Consider the following 16,377-nt stretch of genomic DNA (forward strand, 5'->3'; position numbering starts at 1 on the left):
GAGCACGACGCAGCCCTGGCTGCTTGACTTACTTTTAAAGTAAACGGACATGACGACTGACAGCCTCCTTATCTATACCGGCTTGCCCGTCTAATGTCTGTACAGATGTTAAAGCAAGCTTGCCCATCTGCACAGCAGCTGTCCGGGGCTTTCATAGTAAATAGCGAGAGCTGCTGCCGGTGGCAGCGGCTCTCTGCCATTGTAGATTCAGGTATTTGGGGCTGACTTCATTCATCACCAATGCTAATGTGCCCAACAGAGGGCAGCAGGTTGGTCTTCCGACTGATGCGGTAGTGGAGACCAAGGCCTGCAAACACAGATCAATATCTGGCTGTATAACAGATTCCGATTGCGCATTTTTGCAGCTGTTGATAGAATAATGTTGACTGTCCGACAGTTAAAGTCAAAAATGAGAAGGAGAGAAAACAGCAATGGAACAGCTGATTGTGTTAGGCACGGGAAATGCCGCAGTGACAAAGTACTATAATACCTGTTTTGCCCTTGCGCGGGAAGACAGGTATTTTCTTGTGGACACAGGGGGCGGAAACGGGATACTGGCAGCGCTTGATAAGAGCGGGATACCGGTACATGCGATTCATGACATTTTCATATCCCACGAGCACTGCGATCATCTGCTGGGCGTTGTATGGATGATCCGCATGATTGCCACAGCAATGAAAAAGGGAAGTTACGAGGGAAACTGTACTATTTACTGCCACCGGGGGCTGGTAAGCGTGATCGATACGATTGCGAAGCTGACAATACAGGGAAAATTCTATAGGATGGTGGGAGAAAGGATCCTTCTGGAAGGCGTGGAAGACAGGGAGCACAGGAAAATACTGGAGTATGACGTGGAATTTTTTGACATACATTCCACAAAGGCAAAGCAGTACGGATTTACTACGGTTCTTGATAATGGAAGGAAGCTGACATTTCTCGGCGACGAACCCTATAACGAAGCTAACCGCACGCAGGTGCAGGGATGCGCCTGGCTGCTGCATGAGGCCTTCTGCATGGATGGGGAGGCGGCGAAGTTCAGCCCCTATGAGAAGCATCACAGCACGGTTAAGGATGCTTGTGAACTGGCAGAGCGCATGCGGATTCCCCGGCTGGTGCTCTGGCACACGGAGGACAGCCATTATGGAGAGAGAAAAAAGCTGTACCGTGCGGAAGGACAAAAATACTACAGCGGCGAATTGTATGTGCCTGACGATCTGGAGCGCATAGAGTTGTAACGCTGCAATAATTATAATAAGTATTTCCTTTTGCCTTTCAGAATGATATAATTAAGATATCGTTGTAAGCTCTTACAAAAAAGATGGGCGAACGAAGAGGAGGATGCTAACATGGCAATCGGAGATAAAATCCAGAATCACTTCACAACTGAGACCGATCAGTTTACCGGTATTAAGGTGACACGGCTTACCGAACCGGACCACACAAGCCATCACATGTACTTTTACAACCGCATGACCACCGCGGACGGGAGCAAGCTGCTGATGAGCCAGGAGAGAGAAAACGGGCGCCAGCTTTATCTCATGGATCTTGCCACTGGCGAGGCGGAGCAGCTGACCGACGGCACGGGCGTGGCGGATTACGACGGTCTGATTTTCCCCAATGATAAGGAGCTGTTCTTTTCACAGGATGGGGTTTATTACCGCATGGATCTGGATACGAAAGAAAAAAGCGAGATCTACCGTTCTCCGGAAGGCTGGAGGGGCGGGGCAGCCGGCATGAGCGACGATTTCCGCTTTATGGCGATCATTGAGACGAAACAGGATACCACGGCGACACAGGGCAAAAAGGCGGCCGGCTGGAATTCCTTTGCAGCCAATTGTCTGGCAAAGCCTCTCTGCAGAGTCGTATACATAGATGTGGATCAGAAGACCAGCCGTGTGGTTCTGGAGCAGAACTGCTGGTTCGGACATCCGCAGATCAGACCGGGCGATCCCGATACCATCATGTTCTGCCATGAGGGCCCTTACGATCTGATCGATGCCAGGCTGTGGCTGGTTCAGTCGGACGGAAGCAATCTGCGCTGCTGCCGTGAGCAGCCGAATGATCTGATACTGACCCATGAGTTCTGGCTGCCGGACGGATCGAAGCTGGCATTTGTATACAGGGAAACCACCGGCGATAAGATTGAGAATATCCGCATGATCGATCCGGTGACGCTGGAGGAAGAGATATTGATGCCCTGTTCCCCCTATGCACATTTCATCTGTGATAAGCAGAACAAATATATGGTGGGCGATTCACAGAGCGGCGATGTGCCGATTCACATGCTGACCGAGGAAGACCGCAGGAAGGCGAAGGAATCAGTGGGCAATGATTTTCTGTATCTGGTGGATGTGGAAAAACGCAGGGAATACAAGCTCTGTTACCACGGAACCTCCTGGTCTGCCGAGTATGGCAATTCTCAGGACACACATCCCCATCCGTTTTTTACAGAGGATAACAAAAGCGTCATCTTTACCTCCGATAAGGCGGGACGGCCCTGCATCTATAAGATCGACCTGAAGGATGTACCGTTTTTGAATAACTGATGTATTCAGGTACGTCCCGGCGTATTTGCTGTGAGCCGCATGCCCGGCTCTGCATGACCGAATACATCTGTGCTTCCCGGCAATCTGCCGGAGACGTTGCCTTTGAGGGGTTTACTGACCACTTATAGAGGAGGGAAGTCTTATCTGCCTGCAAGATAAAAACAGCCGTCCGGGTTATCATACCCGGGTGGCTGTTTTGACCTTGTCCTGCGGCGCGCGTTTTAAACGGCTGGACATAGTTATTCTTCTTTTGCGGAAACCTTTTTGCGGAAATTCTCCGTTCTGAAATCCAGCATTTTGTTCATCTCATAGTAAAGGGGATGGTTATCGATGGTCCCCAGGTCAGAAGAAATCATGTGAGCAATCAGTTCAAAAAACGGCAGATTATGCAGGCAGGAAAACGGCTCTTCACAGGGGTCACTGATGCGGAGCGCATGGCTGTCATCGACACCGGGATCATTCGAGAGGATGAAGACTTTGTCGCTGACACAGCGTAAAGCATGATACAGGCTGGCGGCATGCCCGCTGGTACCGTCATTGTTATCGATCACAAACAGCGTGTAATCCGGAGCCAGCTGCAAGGCCGGTCCGTGAAGCACCTCGTCCAGTTCATAGGCGACTGCCAGAACCTTGACCGTCTCCCCGATTTTTAGGGCCCCTTCCAGCGCGGTTCCGTAATTGGAGCCGCATCCGCACACATAGACGCGGTCCATGGAGGAGAGGGTTTTATAGTTCGTCTTTACAAAGCGTTCCGTGGCGGCACATACCTCTTTGTGATTCTTCATCGCTTTGCGTATCTGATCCATGCAGTAGGCCGTTTGATCACCATAGCCCTTTTCCCTGGCAGCATATGCAGCGAACAGCATCAGATATGACACCAGCGTGACAACACCCAGGGTCACATAACCGACACTTTCGTGTCCGCAGCCCCAGTCCAGGATATGGTCGCAGTATTCCTTAAAATCGCTTTCCACATTGCCTGTCAGGGCTATGGTTTCATGACCGTTTTCCTTCAGCCGTTTCAGTACCTCAATCCCATTGGTGCTGGCCCCGCTCTGTGAGATGATGAACATGAAATCATCCTCCCGCAGGAGATCGCAGTCGTAATGCGCAAAGGTATAGGGGGTGATGATTTTTATATCGGTTTTCAGCGTGCGCGCCAGATAAATCCTGGCGCACTGAGCGGCCGTATAGCTGGAACCGGATGCGGCGATCACGATATTCCTGTAGTTGCTGCGGCAGTACAGCTCCACCAGGGGCTTCACTAGTTCTTCAGCCCTGTCCAGGTTGGCAGTTACCTGGTCAGGCGTCGCATAGATATAGTCTCTCATTGTCATTTTGGTATCCATTTCGAATCCCTCCTTGTGTGTAGAGTGTGATAGATAATCTCAGTTTACCGCCATCAGATGTTTTCGTCAAATAAAAAATAGTAAGCAGCGATTGACCCTCAAATTATGCATAAATGTTTGCCCAGTGTTTAGCCCTGCCGCTGCAGCTACCTTCCGGTAAACTGCCTGCGTCTGCGGCTTACCACCAGCGCGATGGAAAAGACAGCCGCGGCAAATCCCAGCTGAAGACCTATTCCCTGCCACAGGTGTACGGTATCGGCAGCAGTCAGATCCGGATTTACAAATAATATCCGGTTAATGGTCATATACCAGTAGGTGGGCATCAGACGGGAAACCGCCAGCACCTTGGAACTGATGAGCTCCAGCGGCACAAAGATACCGCCCAGAAAGCATAGACTTAAGGCGATTGTGTTGGCCAGCCCGGCTACGGCCATGTCATTCTTTGCAATATAGCCGCACAGGCAAGCCAGGGCGGTGGCACACAGTGTAAACGCCGCGGCATTCAGGATGATCCAGCCGGCCTGCGTAAACGTAACCTCTCCGTGGCTTAGGACAAAACCGATGGTCAGCAGCGAGATCAGCAAAAACAGCGTGAAGCAGAGCGTTCCCAAAGCAAGCTGCAGATTGAATGCCCTAAGCTTAGTGCCGGAACAGATACATCTGCGGTAGACGTCCGGCTGATAAAATACCACCAGCACCGGACATATGCAGGATAGCATGATGCAGAGCGATATATAAGAGTAGAAGAGAAAATAATAATAGGATCCCGGCAGCTGGTCCTGGCTGGTAACCTGCTGGCCGTCCTGAAATGCGATATCCGTACGGATACTGGCCAGTGAACGGGCGGATGCCAGCGCTTCTTCCTCTGTGCTGCCAGCATCCATATAAGCGCTTACATTTCCAAGATAATCATTCAACTGGGAAGTGATAAGCGGGCCGGCCTGGGCATTGTCAGGCGAAGAAACGCTTTGCAGCGGAATCGATCCGTCAGAGGCAAATTTTAAGCCGAACCCTTTCGGAATGATGAGAAGACAGGAAACCTCCTGACGGTATAACGCGTCCTGCATGGCGTTTTTCCCATCGTTTATATCGGTCAGGGTGTGGCTGTCATCCAGAAATGCAAGGAGTCCCTTAGACATCAATGAATGATCCCGGTCGATCACCCCTACATTGAGGGAGGTTTCTTCATACTGGCCCTCTGCCGACTGGGCCGTAAGGCCGCTGATCAGCAGAAAAATGACCAGGAAGATGCCGTAATACAGGATGATCATATATTTTTTTGAGTTCACAATCTGTAAGAAGAGCTTAAATGCTGGCATATTTTTTCCTCCTCATAAGCAGGATGCCGGCGCATCCCATGGCGATGGTAAGAACGGCCAGTGTCACAATGTTTAAGGTATACCGCGTATAATCGTCATAGAAAGCCAGGCAGTAAAAGGAATTGGCGATGAGCTGGGCCGGATTGATCCGGTTGATGACCGGCACATATTTTTCAATAAGAACCGGAATGAGATTGATCATCTGACCCGCCAGAAAGCAGCAGGACATACAGATGGAAACGCTGATACCGATTTTTGCGCTTAAACTCTGCCGGTTGCTGCTGCCTAAGAGTATGCCAAATGCGATGCCGAACATACAGCCCACAATTCCCGTGAACACTGTGAGAAAGACATGGGAGCCGAAGTCGATACCCAGTCCGAAGGCCAGATAGGCGAACAGCAGGAGCAGCACGGCGACAGCGACGGTCAGAACCGCCAGATAATCCCCGCATATCATCTTCCAGCGTTTCACAGGGGCCAGTGTGCGGCGGACGGCCAGCGGCGACAGATTGCCCTGCAGATCGGCTGACATCACGAGCCCGTAGAAAGAAGCGTACATACAGCTCATGGCGACCAGCGCATAGAAAAACTGAAGCGAGGAATTGGCCGGCCTTCCGCTTAAAGTGGTATCCTCTGCAAAAACGGCGGCACTCATGCCGGCTGCAGCTTCAAGTCCTGCGGGATTCTCACGGGCGATGTCCGCAAAAAGGGCTGATTTCCTCTGATAGCTGTCCAGCACGGATTTTAAGATGCTCTGCTCGATGCCGGAGGAACGCAGAATCAGCTGCAGTGCATCATAATACTCTATGATGCCGGCTATCCGCTCCTCTTCAAGGAGTGCAGAGGCTTCTTCAGCACCGGTGACGGTGAGCTTTAACACCTCCTGGCGTTCCAGCTCCTTAAGAAAGGAAAGCAGCGCTGTTTTCCCTTCGCCTTCGCCTTGTATGACAACTGCTGCAGGTACTGGTGGGAATGACTTGTCAGACAGGCTGCTGCCAAAGCTTATATAGAACAGCGTGGATAATATAAACGGAAAGATCGCGCACCAGAAAAAGGTGGATCTGTTTACAACAATTGATTTTAGCCTCAGTCGGTAGTGTGTCCAGAACATTGCGGGCTCCTCCTTTCGCCGTCTAATCACGCAGCTGTTTTCCCGTGATTTCCAGGAAAACATCGTTGAGAGTGGGAAGCTGTGAATACACTTCCCCGAAGATTAGGTCATGGCTGGTTAGATATTCCAGTATTCTCATAAGGTTGTGGCGCCCGCGGGTACACTGGATGATGAGATCCTCGTCCCGGTAATCGGCGCTAAAAACACAGTCCAGCCCGCGTATGGCACTAAGATGCCGGTCATCCAGCTCCAGCATATGGATCCGGACGGTCTCACCGGCAGGAATCATGGATTTGAGCTCTTCTGCCGTGCCGACGGCCAGCATACGGCCCTTATCCATGATGGCGATGCGGGTCGCGATCTGCTCCACTTCTTCCATATAGTGGCTGGTATAGACAATGGTCGCGCCCTTTTTATTAAGCTCTTGTATGCCCTCCAGTATCTTGTTTCTGCTCTGCGGGTCCACGGCCACTGTGGGTTCATCCATAAAGAGCAGCTTCGGTTTGTGTGCGATGCCGCAGGCGATATTGAGCCTGCGAAGCAGGCCGCCGGAGAGCTTCTTAGGGCGGAATTTACGGTATTCCGTCAGCCCTGTAAATTCCAGAGCCTCCTCTGACAGGACGCGGCAGCGCTTTTTATCTGCTATATACAGGCTGCAAAAATAGTAGATATTTTCATATACGGTCAACTCATCGAACACGGCCACATTCTGCTGGATCACTCCGATTTCCTGTTTCAGATCATAGGAATCCGGTTTCATGGGACGGCCAAATACCTGTATGCTGCCCTTGTCATAGGTGAGCAGGGAGAGGATGCAGTTGATTGTCGTGGTTTTGCCGGAGCCATTAGGCCCCAGCAGGCCGAATATCTCACCTTCCCGGATATCCAGACTGAAGTGGTCCAGTGCCAGCAGGTCTTTATAGCGCTTTACCAGATTTTCTACCTTTACAACAGATGCTTCCATAATTTCCTCCATTTTTTACGGATAATACATGAGAGTTTCATTTAAACGCTTGTAGCTTTTGAAAAGTAACGTTATACTAATTCTGATAACTCTATCATACCGTTTGTATAAACGATTGGGTAGTGAACGATGTCAGATTCGTGCATGACATTTGTCATACGAATTGATTGGCAGCACACCGAAGCGTGCGCAGGTTATTAGCTTTCGTTTCGTGACATGAGAGGGAGGGCGCAGGATGGAAAGGCTGGGGGATAAGCTAATCATAGCAGCGGGCTGTTTCGTTGTGGCAATGGGTATGGGAATGGATGTGCCGGAGATAGCAGCGCTGCTTTACGGAGTGACGTTTACCTGTCTGTATGAGTACTGCAGGGACCGCAGGCTGCTGTATGGCGGCTGTCTCATTTATCTGTCCGTTATGATATTTGTTCCGGGATTTCTGCTATTGCTGCCGCTGATTTTCTACGATCTGGCAGGAAGTAAGGCTGAGAGAAAAGAAATATATGGGCTATTGCTGTTTCTGCCGGCCGTCCTGGCCGTTCTGATCATACATGTCCTGACCGGACGGACCGATGTTTCCGCCGCACTGTTCGTGCTGTTTATAACCGGGGGTGCCTGTTACCTGGCGGTTCGAACAAAGCGGCTGCTGTGGCTTTTGGAAGATTATAAAGAGCAACGTGACAGCAGCCGCGAACTGGAGCTGTGGCTGAAGGAGAAGAACCGTTCGCTGATGGAAACACAGGACTATGAAGTCCGTTTGGCGACTTTAAAGGAACGCAACCGAATCGCCCGTGAGATTCACGACAATGTGGGGCATATGCTGTCGCGCTCGATTCTGCAGACAGCGGCGCTCGGCCTGGCTGTGCGCGAGGACGGCGTTAAGGAGCAGCTGAAATCTCTGTCCGATACGCTGAATCTGGCGATGGACAGCATAAGAGAAAGCGTGCATGATCTCCATGACGATTCCCTGAATCTGGAGAATGCCATAAGGGGAATACTCAAGGAATATCCCGGATATCAGATGCATTATGATTATGAGATATCGTCGGATATGGCCCGTGAAATCAAATATTGCATGCTGGCTGTAGTTAAGGAAGCGCTGTCCAATGTTGTGAAGCACAGCAGCGCTTCAGCCATACGTATTGTTGTTCAGGAATTTCAGAATTATTATCAGCTGCTGTTTCAGGATAACGGGGAATCCGTTAACCAGGAAATCGGAGCGCGCGGAATGGGTTTAGGTAATATGAAAGAGAGGGTGCAGGCTCTGGGAGGCACTCTGCATATACGAAGAGAGGGAGGCTTTCGGATATTTGTTTCAATTCCGAAAAACTGATCTGCAGATGGAGGGTTTGATGGACATAGTGATAGTGGATGACGATAAGCTGGTGGCATCTTCTCTGAAGATCATACTGGAGGCGGATCCGGAAGTGAAGGTGGCGGCGATGGGATACAGCGGTGCCGAAGCTATGGCGCTGTACCGGCAGCACCGGCCGGATATCCTGCTGCTGGATATCCGCATGGGAGAGATGAGCGGTCTGGAGGCGGCAAAGCGCATTCTTGAGGAAGATGGCAGCGCGCTGATTTTGTTCCTAACCACGTTTTCCGACGATGAATATATTATAAAGGCTCTGAAGATCGGGGCGAGGGGGTATTTGCTGAAGCAGGATTTTGCGGGCATACTGCCGGCTCTGCGTGCAGTTTTGTCCGGGCAGACCGTGTTCGGCGGTGAGATTGTCTCCCGTCTGCCCGATATCCTGGATGCGAAGGGAGAAAAGGGCCGGAAGGATTACAGTACACTCGGGATCAGTGACAGGGAATGGGAGGTGACGGCGCTGGTGGCGGAAGGCTTAAGCAATCGGGAAATCGCTGCCAGGCTGTATTTAAGCGAAGGGACCGTGCGCAATTATATCAGCACTGTTCTGGAAAAGCTTAAGCTGCGTGACAGGACGCAGCTGGCGGTATTTTATCTGAAGAGATAGGATGACATGAAACGAGAGAGGAATGGTGTACAGATATGAGACTGATACTGATCAGACACGGCGATCCGGATTATGCCAATGATACGCTCACAGAAAAAGGCGAGCGGGAGGCCCGGCTTCTGGCCGGACGTGTATCCGGCTGGAAGATGGATGAGATCTACTGTTCTCCGCTGGGAAGAGCGAAGAAAACAGCGCAGCTGGCGCTTAGAGAGCGTTTTAAAGAAGCGGTGATTCTTGATTGGATGCAGGAGTTTACAGGCAGAATCACTGATCCGGAAAGCGGCCGCAAGAGGATTCCCTGGGATCTCATGCCAGGGTTCTGGACCGAGGAGGAACGTTTTTACGGGAAGGACAGCTGGGGGGAGCCGGACCTCATGAGGGATGGGGGAGTGAAAGAGATCTATCAGGAAGTCTGCCGGAACCTGGATTTATTTTTAGAGGATCACGGCTACCGCAGAGAAGGGCGTCTGTACAGGGCGGATGAGAGGGCGGCAGACCAGAATATCGTGGTATTTGCTCATATGGGCATCAATCTGGTTTTCATGTCCCACTTGCTCGGCATATCGCCGGTGCTGCTCTGGCAGGGATTTTTCCTGCCGACCACCTCCGTGACCGTGCTGGGCACGGAGGAGCGTGTGAAAGGGCAGGTTTATTTCCGCTGCCAGGCATCTGGCAGTACCACTCATCTCTATGATGGCGGGGAGCCGGTTTCGCGCGCCGGTTATTTTACAGAACCGTTTCAGGGATAGAAAAAAAGGGGCTGCACGCCCCTTTTTTAGTTCCTTAGTGATTCTTTTTCAATTTACTGTGAGTTTTGCTTCCTATGCCTGCGCCGTTTCAGATACCGGATTGGATGCGGCACCGAATGTTTGCGCAGTTTGCTGTAGAAGTTGAAGTAAAAGAAGAACAGGACGGAAGTGACTAACCAGGTCAGCGGATAGCTGAATACAACCGTCTGTATTTCCCTGCGGAAAGGAACCACGACCCAGATCCACAGCACTCTTAGAGCACAGACACCGAGGCAGGTGATGATCATCGGTATCCAGCAGTCGCCCACTCCTCTTAAGGAACCGGAATAAATTTCGATGCAGACATAGGTGACAAACGTAGGAACCAGGAATTTTAATATGCCGGAACCGATGGCAAGTACGGACGGATCCGTGCTGAACAGCAGATATACATAACTGCCGAAGAAATACAGTATGGCGCTTAAGAAAATGGTAGCGGCAAAGCTCATGCCCATGCAGACATGGATGCCCTTGTATACGCGGTCCTTTTTGTTGGCGCCGTAATTCTGTCCGACAAAGGTGGTGATCGATATGCCGAACGCGCTGATGATCATCCAGAAAACACTGTCGATCTTGCTGTAAGCAGTCCATGCGGCTACCGTATCCGTACCCAGAGAATTCACTCCGGACTGGATGATGATATTGGAGAAAGAATACATCACCGACTGCAGACCGGCCGGAAAACCGATGCGGATGATACGTGCCAGCAGATGTTTGTCTATGTGTATCTCCCGTGGGTTCAGATGGTAAGAATCCTTTGAACGGACCAGCACGATGATGACCAACACAGCGCTGACCATCTGAGAAATGATCGTAGCGAGTGCTACGCCCATTACGTCCCAATGAAAAACAAGCACAAACAGAATGTCCAGCACGATATTGGTGAAGCAGCTGGCCAGCAGAAAATAGAGCGGACGCTTGGAATCGCCGATCGCCCTTAGAATGCCGGTCCCTATATTGTAGATGAGGTTGCCGATGATCCCCAGGAAGTAGATCCGTATGTATGTGAGGGAATAGGGCATGACATCTTCCGGTGTGTTCATCGCCCGCAGAGCGATGGGCGCGAAAACAATGCCTATGATCATGAGGAGCACGCCGCCCACCAGGGAAAATGCGATGGCGGTATGTACGGCTGTACTCACCCGATCCCCTCTCTTAGCGCCGTAATACTGGGATATGATAACGGTCGCGCCCGAGGCCAGTCCGACAAAAAAGCCTACCAGCAGGTTGATGATGGTAGCGGTGCCGCCGCCAACCGCCGCCAGTGCTTCTTTGCCTACGAAACGCCCGACAATGACCGCATCCGCCGTATTGTAGAGCTGCTGGAAAAAGGTACCGAACAGGATCGGGAAGAAGAACAGCAGCAGCTGTTTCCAGATCACCCCTTCTGTTATTTTGTTTTCCGCCGTGATTTTGGCGGCTGCCGTGGCCGTCTGGCTCTGTGTTTTCTTGCCCATAATTCATCTCTTTCCAAATGATATTCTTGCTGTTATCAGGCCGCCGTGCGGCGGCATTGATATAAAAATAATAAAGGATATGATACAAACTGTGTTTATATCCATCCTTGTCCTAAATCCCATTATAAACGTTTTCTTAAAAAGCACAAGATGGAAAGTGATTGTTGTTTGTTTCAATCCGTCCGCTGGTTACGATTCACAGCTGCCGCCATATATAAGTTATTCTGCGCAAATCATATTGTCTTTTCATCGTTAAACTATATATAGACACAAATTGCAACTATACATCAATATATTGAAATGTTCAGGGGATTCAGACAGATGCTCTCTTCCATTCTGGTACAGTTATATGGACTTCAAAAAAGATATGGTTCATTTGAATAATATTAATGAAACGGCATGTGTCGAAACTATATTCATAATAAAACGGATTTATGCGTATATTGCTGCGAGCATATGGCTCAAATGAGTAGTAATACATATACTCATTGGATCTATCATTCTCTAAATCGAGGCATTAAAATATATATCAACAGGCAGGTGATAGAGCATGATAATATTAGAGCGGATAGAGCAGTTGATGAAAGAGCGCGGTCTATCGAAAAAGAAACTGGCGAAAGCCGCAGGACTTTCTGATTCTACGATTTCAAACCTTTTTAAAAGGCATAATGACCCGTCATTTGCAACACTGAAGTCCATATGCGATGGCTTGGGCATAACGTTGATGCAGTTTTTCGCTGAAGAAGGTGAGGCTGTGGTACTTACCCGTGAGCAGCAGAAACTGTTCGCGGCATGGAATATTTTATCCGTTAAGCAAAGGAAACTCATGCTTGAATTTGTCGATACTTTTCAGGAAGAGTTCGGGGAAACGGCAGATCGGGAATCTTAATGTTTTTCTTGGGTTTCACTAAAATGTTCAACAAGCAAAAAATAGCCCTCCAAACTGGAGCGCTATTTTTTGATTAAAAGTTTAAAATGCGGGAAAAGGGACTTGAACCCTCACGGTAATTCAACCACATGATCCTTAGTCATGCCTGTCTGCCAATTCCAGCATTCCCGCTTATCACTGATATGTCAGCAACGGAAATAATTATAGCATTGACTTTAAAATATTTCAACTACTTTTTTAAAAAATTACAAATTCATAATTTAGAAAGCTACTGTTTACGGTTAAAGAGGTTTTCCGTTTTTTAATTGTATCACTTTCAGTATAGCTATTAATATGCTAAGTTAAACATTTGGTATATTTTTTGTATAAATTCTTTCCACCTGTCATATAGTGATTAATATGGTACAACCTTATAAACAAATCAAAGGAGATAATATTATGGCAAGAGGACAGAGGAAAACGGTATTAGAAAAATTAAACGAAGAACTGGCCGGTGTGCAGGAAAGTATCTCGGCATATGAAAGGTCAATTGTTACTCTGAAAGCCAGGGCAAAGGAGCTGGAAGAGCAAATTCAAAATGCTGAACTAAAAGAACTTCATAATCTTATGCTCGAAAAGAATATCAGCGTTGATGCTCTTAAAGAGATTATAAATGGCGGGATGATAGAAGAGGAACAACAGAGGGCGTAGGCAATAAAAGGGCTGTCGTGATTAGGCGGCCCCCAATAAAGAAGTATTGTTATAGCAAACGGCATAGCCATTTTGGCTATGCCGTTTTGCTGTCTGTTTCGTTGGTGTCCGGTAAATCAATCAATCACACCGATACAGTTATAGCTGATTTCCACCTGCTGCACCAGCTTTTCCAGCACCACGGCCCTGACTTTTCTTGCTGGTGTCCCTTGTGTACCATTCGTTGAAAAATATCGTATTCATGGTGGGCTTATCGTCAGCAGCATAATAACAGCAATTAAATACAGGCAGGGATAGGAAATAGCGTCTGCGCTTTTCTTACCCCTGCCTTATAAACTCAGGATTTCGTATAAAATTGACTTCATTCTTTCCGTTGGAGCATTCATACAAAATTCTTCTAACCATTTCTCATATCTTTTTATATCAAGGTCAGTGATTCGCGTCCGCATATATTCTTCGAATTCATCAATCGCAATTTTACAGATATTTCTGCTGAAAAATTCAGCTGCAAGCTCATCAAATCCCAAACTGAATAAAATGTACATGATCCGAGAGAAATCTAATGCGGACAGACCGGCGTCCCCGCCACCGAACATGATTTCACTGTCATGTTCGGTGCTGCAAAGGTCAAAAATAAGCATTTGCTTTGACAGTTCGGACTGTGTAATTGTATCAAAAAGACATGTAAACATATTCACTCACCAAACTCCTTATTATCAACATTGTAGTCTGCATAGCGACTATAGTCAAGTATATAACTATGTTTTAAGCTAAAAATAAGACATGGGAGAGAAATATATGATTGATTATAGTCCTTTTTGGAGCACATTAAATAATTCACCTGAATCAACATACTCATTAATCCAGAAGTATCAGATTTCAAGTGCAACGATCGACAGGCTGAGAAACAATAAGCCCCTGACTACGACTACAGTAAATGATCTGTGCAGGATTTTGTGCTGCAGAGTGGAGGATATCATGCGATACATTCCCTCCGAAGAGGATCAGAGACTTTAGTTTGCATTTATGATGCAACAACGTAAGATAATTTTAAGAAGGAAATCCTATACTTTACGATGTGAACGTGCTACAATATTTTTTACGTGAAGTCCGGGTTAATACCGCTTTTCAGATAAAGAGCAGGAGATATAGAGTATGAATTCAAGTGTTTATTACAAAAAGAGACGAAAAAAAGCAAAAATTGCCACATTGATGGGGGAGATTTTTTTCTTTCCGTTGGTTTTTATTTATCTGGAGATCGCTTTCCATATTTATATGCGGCTCAGCCTGAAGTATATACCGGTGTATCTGCTGTTTTCCATCCCGGTGGGCTGTGTCTGCTCGCTGCTGACCATGAATTTTACCCGCAAGGCCAACCGCATCATCGCTTATGTGCTCACCTGTTTCGCATCGCTGATATTCTGTATAGAGATTGTCTGCAAGGCTGTCCTGCAGCAGTATTATCAGCTGTTCAGTTCCGCGGAAACAGCTGCCAACAATAAGCTGCTGGATTACTTTGACGCCATTGTATCCGGCGTGCTGAATAACTGGTTCGGACTGCTTTTAATGCTGGTTCCGGTGATATTTATATTTGCGGTCGGCAGGAATCTGTTCCATTTTAAAAGAAAACATTTAAACCTGTCGGTGTTTGTGCTGATCATCGCGGTGTTTGCCCATATACTGGGTCTGGTCACCCTAAGACTGCCGTGGAAGGGGGACTTCAAACCATCCATGCTCTACAGTACCGATACCAATGTGGATGACCAGGTGGAGCAGCTGGGACTGATCACCATGCTGCGTTTGGATGTCAAACACAGCATATTCGGCGCGAAGAACCCGATCGGCGAAGCTGATTTTGATTTCTCCGGTGTGAACGGTCCTGCGGGGGAAACGTCGGAGGCGCAGACGGATGCTTCTACTTCAGCGAATGAGATACCCACAGAGACAGAGCCGCCTCTGGATACCTCACCGAATGTGATGAATATCGATTTCGATGCGCGTATTGCCGGCGATACCAATGACACGGTTAAGTGGCTGGATCAGTATTTCCAGAACGTAACACCCACCAATAAGAATGAGTATACCGGTATGTTCAAGGATTACAACGTGATCTTTTTCTCTCTGGAAGGCTTTGACCGGCTGCTGATCGATAAGGACAGGACGCCTACTCTTTATCGCATGGCAAATGAAGGCTTTGTATTTAATAATTTTTATACCCCTCTCCACTATACCAGCACCTCCGGCGGAGAGTTCCAGAACATGGTGGGACTGTATCCGAAGAACGGCAACCCTATCAGCATGAAGGAAACCGGTGTGCAGAAGACCAACTTGTATTTCACCCTGGGCAACCAGCTGAAACGTCAGGGTTATCTGACCATGGGGTATCATAATAACAGGGAGATGTACGGGCGCCGCGAGTCACATCCCAATATGGGCTATGACTGGAAGCAGGGAGACGAGGGCTTCACCATGGAGACCAGCTCAGCCGGCAACAATGTCTGGCCGCAGTCCGATCTGTATATGATGGAGCAGACCGTGGATGAGTATATTAACAGCGAGCAGCCGTTCCATATTTACTATATGTCCGTCAGCGGCCATATGCCTTATAACTTCACCGGAGATCAGATGGCAGTGAGAAATAAGGAGATCGTGGAAGGCCTTCCTTATTCGGAAACCACAAAGGCATATATCGCGGCCAATCAGGAAGTGGAAAAGGCGGCGGCCTATCTGCTTGAGAGGCTGGAACAGGCCGGAAAGCTGGATAAGACGCTGATCGTGATGGTGCCGGATCATATACCGTATTTTGATATTGCCACGCTGGAAGAACTGGCGGGCAAGAGTTTCGGCGGAGCTGAAATTGAAAACCTGAAGGAATCGGATCTGGATTTCGATGTTTATAGAAACTCCCTGATCATGTGGTCCGGAAGCATGGAGCAGCCAGTACAGGTGGATAAGGTCTGCGGACAGGTGGATATCCTGCCCACAGTGTCCAACCTTCTGGGCTTGGAATATGATTCCCGCCTGTTAGCCGGCACGGATATCCTGTCGGATTCCCAGCCGCTGGTGATCTTCTCCTCCAGAAGCTGGCTGACGGATAAGGGGCTCTATAACCGCTACAGCGGAGAATTCACTTTGGCCGAAGGTGTGACCATGAGCCAGGAAGAGATAGACAGCTATGTCAGCACGATGAAGAAGATCGTCAAATATAAGCTGGACAGCACGGATATGATCATTGAGACGGATTATTATAACCAGCTGTTTCCAAGATAGAACACGGTTTTAATCGAA

General features: G+C 48.6%; 15 protein-coding genes and 1 tRNA gene. 9 read left to right on the forward strand and 7 right to left on the reverse strand.

Annotated elements, in window-relative coordinates; all coding sequences use genetic code 11:
• The first annotated feature begins 431 nt into the window (after positions 1-431).
• Both DWZ56_RS10020 and DWZ56_RS10025 read left to right on the forward strand, forming a co-directional pair.
• Complete coding sequence (locus DWZ56_RS10020; RefSeq protein ID WP_118556506.1) at positions 432-1,235, forward strand: MBL fold metallo-hydrolase; 804 nt, start codon at positions 432-434, stop codon at positions 1,233-1,235.
• A 111-nt stretch (positions 1,236-1,346) separates the two neighbouring features.
• Positions 1,347-2,546: an oligogalacturonate lyase family protein gene (locus DWZ56_RS10025; protein WP_118556507.1), complete on the forward strand. Its 1,200-nt coding sequence runs from the start codon at positions 1,347-1,349 to the stop codon at positions 2,544-2,546.
• Positions 2,547-2,785: 239 nt separating this feature from the next.
• Here DWZ56_RS10025 and DWZ56_RS10030 read toward each other — a convergent pair whose 3' ends face one another.
• The 4 genes from DWZ56_RS10030 to DWZ56_RS10045 all read right to left on the reverse strand — a co-directional run bounded on the left by DWZ56_RS10030 (position 2,786) and on the right by DWZ56_RS10045 (position 7,289).
• A complete protein-coding gene (locus DWZ56_RS10030) occupies positions 2,786-3,895 on the reverse strand; it encodes an SIS domain-containing protein (protein ID WP_118556508.1) in 1,110 nt (369 codons plus the stop codon).
• A 146-nt stretch (positions 3,896-4,041) separates the two neighbouring features.
• A complete protein-coding gene (locus tag DWZ56_RS10035) occupies positions 4,042-5,214 on the reverse strand; it encodes an ABC transporter permease (protein WP_118556509.1) in 1,173 nt (390 codons plus the stop codon).
• On the reverse strand, positions 5,201-6,325 hold the full coding sequence (locus DWZ56_RS10040) for an ABC transporter permease (RefSeq protein WP_158584524.1): 1,125 nt from the start codon (positions 6,323-6,325) through the stop codon (positions 5,201-5,203). Before DWZ56_RS10040 ends, DWZ56_RS10035 begins: the two co-directional genes overlap by 14 nt.
• Positions 6,326-6,347: 22 nt before the next feature.
• The gene (locus DWZ56_RS10045; protein WP_118556511.1) at positions 6,348-7,289 is read right to left on the reverse strand and encodes an ABC transporter ATP-binding protein; all 942 of its coding nucleotides are present in this window, start codon (positions 7,287-7,289) and stop codon (positions 6,348-6,350) included.
• Between the two features lie 235 nt (positions 7,290-7,524).
• Here DWZ56_RS10045 and DWZ56_RS10050 point away from each other — a divergent pair, with 235 nt between their 5' ends.
• The 3 genes from DWZ56_RS10050 to DWZ56_RS10060 are packed head-to-tail and all read left to right on the forward strand — an operon-like array spanning position 7,525 to position 10,014.
• Complete coding sequence (locus DWZ56_RS10050) at positions 7,525-8,619, forward strand: sensor histidine kinase (RefSeq protein WP_118556512.1); 1,095 nt, start codon at positions 7,525-7,527, stop codon at positions 8,617-8,619.
• A 19-nt stretch (positions 8,620-8,638) separates the two neighbouring features.
• Positions 8,639-9,265 (forward strand): response regulator, encoded by a 627-nt coding sequence (locus tag DWZ56_RS10055; RefSeq protein ID WP_118556513.1) that lies wholly within the window; start codon positions 8,639-8,641, stop codon positions 9,263-9,265.
• 35 nt (positions 9,266-9,300) lie between these two features.
• A complete protein-coding gene (locus tag DWZ56_RS10060) occupies positions 9,301-10,014 on the forward strand; it encodes a histidine phosphatase family protein (RefSeq protein WP_118556514.1) in 714 nt (237 codons plus the stop codon).
• Positions 10,015-10,067: 53 nt separating this feature from the next.
• Here the strand turns inward: DWZ56_RS10060 and DWZ56_RS10065 are convergent, their stop codons facing one another.
• A complete protein-coding gene (locus DWZ56_RS10065) occupies positions 10,068-11,510 on the reverse strand; it encodes an MATE family efflux transporter (RefSeq protein ID WP_118556515.1) in 1,443 nt (480 codons plus the stop codon).
• Positions 11,511-12,060: 550 nt separating this feature from the next.
• Here DWZ56_RS10065 and DWZ56_RS10070 point away from each other — a divergent pair.
• The gene (locus tag DWZ56_RS10070; protein ID WP_118556516.1) at positions 12,061-12,399 is read left to right on the forward strand and encodes a helix-turn-helix domain-containing protein; all 339 of its coding nucleotides are present in this window, start codon (positions 12,061-12,063) and stop codon (positions 12,397-12,399) included.
• A gap of 87 nt (positions 12,400-12,486) precedes the next feature.
• Here DWZ56_RS10070 and DWZ56_RS10075 read toward each other — a convergent pair.
• Positions 12,487-12,570 (reverse strand) — tRNA-Leu (locus DWZ56_RS10075).
• A gap of 267 nt (positions 12,571-12,837) precedes the next feature.
• Between DWZ56_RS10075 and DWZ56_RS10080 the strand changes: the two genes are divergently transcribed.
• Positions 12,838-13,089, forward strand: coding sequence for a hypothetical protein (locus tag DWZ56_RS10080; RefSeq protein ID WP_118556517.1), 252 nt, complete (start codon positions 12,838-12,840; stop codon positions 13,087-13,089).
• Between the two features lie 329 nt (positions 13,090-13,418).
• Here DWZ56_RS10080 and DWZ56_RS10085 read toward each other — a convergent pair whose 3' ends face one another.
• Positions 13,419-13,787, reverse strand: coding sequence for a hypothetical protein (locus DWZ56_RS10085; RefSeq protein ID WP_118556518.1), 369 nt, complete (start codon positions 13,785-13,787; stop codon positions 13,419-13,421).
• Positions 13,788-13,887: 100 nt separating this feature from the next.
• Between DWZ56_RS10085 and DWZ56_RS23610 the strand changes: the two genes are divergently transcribed.
• Complete coding sequence (locus tag DWZ56_RS23610; protein ID WP_118556519.1) at positions 13,888-14,106, forward strand: helix-turn-helix domain-containing protein; 219 nt, start codon at positions 13,888-13,890, stop codon at positions 14,104-14,106.
• Between the two features lie 138 nt (positions 14,107-14,244).
• Positions 14,245-16,359: an LTA synthase family protein gene (locus tag DWZ56_RS10095; RefSeq protein WP_118556520.1), complete on the forward strand. Its 2,115-nt coding sequence runs from the start codon at positions 14,245-14,247 to the stop codon at positions 16,357-16,359.
• Positions 16,360-16,377: the final 18 nt, after the last annotated feature.

This window comes from Lachnotalea sp. AF33-28, assembly GCF_003477885.1.
In the GTDB taxonomy this organism is placed as follows: domain Bacteria; phylum Bacillota; class Clostridia; order Lachnospirales; family Lachnospiraceae; genus AF33-28.